General features: G+C 67.9%; 4 protein-coding genes. 2 read left to right on the top strand and 2 right to left on the bottom strand.

All coding sequences use genetic code 11. The features are described 5' to 3' along the window. The coding region (locus tag VFK57_00110; GenBank protein HET7694087.1) for a c-type cytochrome at positions 1-1,827 on the bottom strand (1,827 nt) is incomplete at its 3' end. A 64-nt stretch (positions 1,828-1,891) separates the two neighbouring features. Here VFK57_00110 and VFK57_00105 point away from each other — a divergent pair. Continuing rightward, on the top strand, positions 1,892-2,425 hold the full coding sequence (locus tag VFK57_00105; protein HET7694086.1) for a c-type cytochrome: 534 nt from the start codon (positions 1,892-1,894) through the stop codon (positions 2,423-2,425). A 4-nt stretch (positions 2,426-2,429) separates the two neighbouring features. On the opposite strand, the gene VFK57_00100 is transcribed toward VFK57_00105, so the two are convergent. After that, positions 2,430-3,491, bottom strand: coding sequence for an alpha/beta hydrolase-fold protein (locus VFK57_00100; protein ID HET7694085.1), 1,062 nt, complete (start codon positions 3,489-3,491; stop codon positions 2,430-2,432). A 98-nt stretch (positions 3,492-3,589) separates the two neighbouring features. Here VFK57_00100 and VFK57_00095 point away from each other — a divergent pair, with 98 nt between their 5' ends. Next, positions 3,590-4,930: a DUF1552 domain-containing protein gene (locus VFK57_00095; GenBank protein HET7694084.1), complete on the top strand. Its 1,341-nt coding sequence runs from the start codon at positions 3,590-3,592 to the stop codon at positions 4,928-4,930. Positions 4,931-4,974: the final 44 nt, after the last annotated feature.

The following is a 4,974-nucleotide window of genomic DNA, read 5'->3' as shown; positions in this document are numbered from 1 at the left end:
GAGGACCATGTCCTCCGTCGAGTCCCAGTCGCGCCCGTCGTTCGGGGTGAACTGGTAGTGCCACTTGCGGAGTCCGGTCGTGGCGTCGAGCGCGACGACCGACGAGCTGAACAGGTTGTCGAGGCCGACGCCTCTGACCGTGCGATCGATCTGCGGCGCGGGATTGCCGACCGGCACGTAGACGAGATTCAGATCCGGATCGTACGTCGGCGTGAGCCACGCCGCACTCCCACCCTTCTGCCAGCTGTCCCCCTTCCATGTGTCGTGGCCGAACTCGCCCGGTCCGGGCACGGTGTAGAAGCGCCAGAGGCGCTTGCCGCTCGCGGCGTCGTAGGCGTCGATGAATCCGCGGATCGCGTATTCGCCGCCGCCCACGCCCATGATGACCTTGTCCTTCACGACCAGCGGCGGGCTCGTCAGCTCGTAGCCCTCCATCGTGTCGGCCATCTGCACCTGCCACAACACCGCGCCGCTCCGCGCGTCGAGCGCGATCAGCACGGCGTCGAGCGTGCCGACGAACAGCCGGTTGTCGAGGATCGCCACGCCGCGGTTGAAGCGGTTGTTTTCGTAGGGGTTCTTCACCGGCTGTTGCCGCGTGTAGCGCCAGATCTGCCGGCCGGTCTTCGCGTCCAGCGCCGACACGGTGAGCGGATTGCCGCTGCCGGTGACGTACATGATCCCGTCCACGACGATCGGCGTCGCCTCGAGGATCGAGTCGCCGGGAATCGGCGAGGCCCACTGCGCCTGGAGGCGTCCGACGTTGGTGGTGTCGATCTGTTTCAGCGCCGAGTAGTGCGTGCCGCGGTAGTTGCCCCAGAACATCGTCCAGTTGTGCGGCTCCTTGTCGGAGGCGACCAGCCGCTCGTAGCTGATGCCGCCCGTCGTGAGAACGTCCGGTACGCCCGCTGTCTTCGTGATCAGCGTCGTCGACACCGTCGACGACTGGGCGTCCCGCCCGCGCTGCGCCGCGAGATACGCCACCAGGTTCGTGATCTCCTCCTCGGTGAGCCGGTCTTTGTAAGCAGGCATCAGCGAGACAGGATCGACGCGGACGTCCGCCGTCATCTTGTCGACGGTGTGGAAACGCCCGGTCGCGTCGATCAGCTGCAGCGAGAACGTGTCCTCGCTGCGGCGGATGCCGCGCAGTTCGCGGCCGTCGCGGTACTTGACGACGACGGTGACGGGACGCGCCGGACCGCCGCGCCCACCGCCTCGCCCGCCTCCGCGGCCGCCGGCCGGCGGCGCGAGCGCATTCGGATCGACGATCGCCTGCCGGAGCGTCGCGACCGGAAGCTGGCCCGCACCCGAGAGGTCCGAGGCGACCGCACCGCCGCGTCCGTTGATGTCGTGGCACGTGGCGCACGCCCCCTTCCCGAAGAAGATCGCTTCGCCCGCGGCCGCGCTGCCGCCGACGGCCGATGCCGACGCCGCCGGGCCGCGATCCGTCACGGGCGCCAGGCTCCGGATGTACGCGACGAGCTGCCAGATCTGGTTGTCGGGGACGTTGGCGTTCGGGTCCATCTCCGTTCCGGGAATGCCGTTCTTGATCGTGCGGAACAGTCCCGCGTCGTCGCCGCCGTGCTTGAAGGTCCCGGTGTTCAGCGCGGGGCCCTTGTTGTTGCCGACGCCACCGCCGCCGTGGCAATCCGCGCAGAAGTCGTTGAACAGCCGTGTGCCGGCCTGAATCGCCGCGGGGTTGCCCGCCAGCGGGTTCACGACCGCATCCGATTGCGGCGGCTGCTGCGCTGCCCAGGGGAGCGCGACGGCGAGCGCGGCAACGGCCGCGAACACGAGGAGGCTGATGCGATGCGATGTCGAGTGGGTCATGCGCAGCGCCATTTTACGGGCGTGTTAGACTCTCGGCCACTTTTTACGTTGCGCCGGAGGGTTCATGCAGAGACTCAAGGGAATTGTTGGAACGCTGGCCGGATGCGTGGCCATGGTGGCAATGACGATCGCGCTGGCCGCGCAGGACCCCGCTGCGCCTCCGCCTGCCGCACGCGGCGGCTTCCAGCAGCCGCCGCCGAAGAACCTGAAGGTGCTCCCGAAGACCTGGACGGGACAGCAGGTCCGCGCCCTCATGCAGACGTTCGCCGAGAGCCTGGGCGTGCAGTGTACGCACTGCCACGCCGTCGACCCGACCGCCCCGCCGCCGGCCGAGGGACGTCCGCCGACGCTCGACTACAGCCTCGACGAGAAGAAGGAAAAAGAGATCGCGCGCCAGATGATCCAGATGACGATGGCGCTGAACAGCGAGGGGCTGAAAGGCGTGGGCGACCCTGCCGTTCCCGAGAAGGTCAGTTGCCTGACCTGTCACAACGGGCAGAAGACGCCCGCGATGAAGCCGGCGAACGGCTGGGGCCGCGGCAATTTCTCGCTGCTGCCCGCGGGTCCGGCACCGGCGGGGCGCCGCGGCGGGGCCTGACCCCTCATTTCGGATATCCCTGCCAGAGCCATTCGAGCGCCTCGGGCAGCGTCGCCGCGATGACGTCGCGGGGGGTGTGGCCCGAGTCGCGGGCATACACGTACTGGTACTTGTAGCCCTTGGCCTCGAGCGCGGCGGCCATGCGCTCGTTGGCCAGCACCCAGTTGTGCCACGTCTCTTCCTGATCCCAGTACCGGTTGTCGCGCTCGCCTACGTGCATCCACACGCGAATCGGCTTGGCCGGGCTGTAAGGGATGTAGGTCGCGTGATATTCCCACGCGCCTCGCGGTGACGTCGGGCTGAGCGGCGACTGCTGGTTCACGTACGTGCCGGAGTACGACAGCACCCGGCGGTACAGCTCCGGGTGGAACCACGCCATCGTGAATGCGCACGCCGCGCCGGAACTCCCGCCCATGGTCGCGCGCCCTTCGGGGTCCTTCGTGAACTCGATCCCGTAGTCTTTCGTGATCCGCGGCAGCACTTCGGTCTCGATGAAGTCCGTGTAGACCCCCGAGACGGTGTCGTACTCCAGTCCGCGCTGGCTGCCCTGCGCGTCGCCGCCGCCGTTGTGCACCATGACGGCGACCATGGCGGGGACGCGCTTCTCGTGAATCAACGTGTCCAGCGCGGGCGGAATGTTGTTGCGGTAGCTCGCCGACAATCCGTCCTGCGCGACGATGAACGGCACGGGGGTCCCGGGTTTGTAGCCGGCCGGCACGTAGACGGCGACGCGGCGCGTGTAGGGGACGACGCCGTTTTGACCACGCGCGATGCCGGGGTAGATCTTGCTGTCCTTCGAGTCCATCGTGAACTCGTGGACGGTCCCCTTGGGCACACCGTCCTTCACGGTGAGCTCGGGCGCCGGGTTGTAGGGCGGGCCGATCACGAACCGGCCGTTGGCCGTCGGCGTCGGCGGCGCGGTCAGCGGGGGTGTGGGCAGCAGCGGGGGACCGCCGCGGCCCCGCCCCGCAGGCTGGGCGGCAGGGGGCGCCTGGGGCGGCTGGGCTTGCTGCGCCGAGGGGGCGGCGGTAAGCGCAATCAGCGCGACGAACCCTAGCGGGACCATTCTGAGCATTTTTCCTGCCTCCAAGGGGACCCCCCGGTCCCGGCGGGCGATTTTAGCCGGTTTCGTTTAAAATCACGGCTGCGTTTCCAGGAGGCGAGATGATCGTCACAGGCAAGGCGGTTCCGCGTCGGACGTTCCTGAAGGGCGTGGGGGCCGCGGTGGCGCTCCCGTTCCTGGACTCGATGGTGCCGGCGTTTGCGGCCCCCGCCAAACTGCCGGTGCGGCTCGCGTTCCTCTACGTGCCCAACGGCATCGACATGAGGAACTGGAACGTCCCGCAGGCCGGGCCGCTGGCCGGCAACCTCCCGCGCATCATGAAGCCGCTCGAGGCCTTCTGCGGCGACATGATCCAGATCGGCAACCTGACGAACAACAGCGGGCGGGCGCTGCTCGACGGCGCCGGCGACCACGGACGCTGCGCCGGCTCGTATCTCACCGGTGTGCAGGTCAAGAAGACGACCATCGACATCAAGGCGAGCGTCTCGGCCGACCAGATCATCGCCAACAAGATCGGACACGAGACGCGCTTCGCGTCGCTCGAGCTCGGCATGGACGACTCGCGGCAGGCGGGCGACTGCGACTCGGGCTACTCGTGCGCCTACACGAACAACCTGTCGTGGCGCAGCGAGACGCAGCCGCTGCCGCCGGTGCTCGATCCACGGGTCCTGTTCGAGCGGCTCTTCGGCACGGGGCAGATCATGAGCGCCGAGGACATGGATCGCCGCGCGCGCTACCGCCGCAGCATCCTGGACTTCGTCACGACGGACACGAAGAAGCTGCAGTCGTCGCTCGGCCCGACCGACCAGCGCAAGCTCGAGGAATATCTCTCGTCGATCCGTGAAGTCGAGCGTCAGCTGGAGAAGGCGGAGAAGGACAGCATCGCCGTCAATCCCGGCATGGACAAGCCGTACGGCGTGCCGCCCGACTTCGCCGAGCACTTCAAGCTCATGACCGACATGATCACGATCGCGTTCCAGGCGGACATGACGCGCGTGCTGACGTTCCTCATGACGCGCGAAGGCACGAGCCGCTCGTACCGCGAAATCGGGATCGCCGACGGCCACCACCCCTGCACCCACCATCAGGGGAAGGCCGATCTCATCGAGAAGGTGATCCAGATCAACGAGTACCACACGACGCAGCTGGCCGGCTGGCTGCGCAAGTTGAAGTCGATCCCGGAAGGGGACGGCAACCTGCTCGACAACTCGATGATCGTGTACGGCGCCGGGCTGTCGGACGGCAACCGCCATCTGCACGACGACCTCCCGACGCTGCTCATCGGCCGCGGCGGCAACTACTTCAAGGGCGGCCGTCGCGTGATCTACCGCAGGGAAACGCCGATGTCGAACTTCCATCTGACGCTGATGGAGCGCATGGGCGTGCCGATGGAGAACTTCGGCGACGCGTCCGGACACCTGGACCCGGCCAGCCTGACGTAGTCGTTGTCACCCGCCATGCAGCCACCCACCGGGCGCGGCGCGGC

Source organism: Vicinamibacterales bacterium (assembly GCA_035699745.1).
GTDB lineage: Bacteria > Acidobacteriota > Vicinamibacteria > Vicinamibacterales > 2-12-FULL-66-21 > JAICSD01.
Note: the sequence above shows the minus strand (reverse complement) of the source record. Positions and strands in the feature narration are given on the sequence as shown.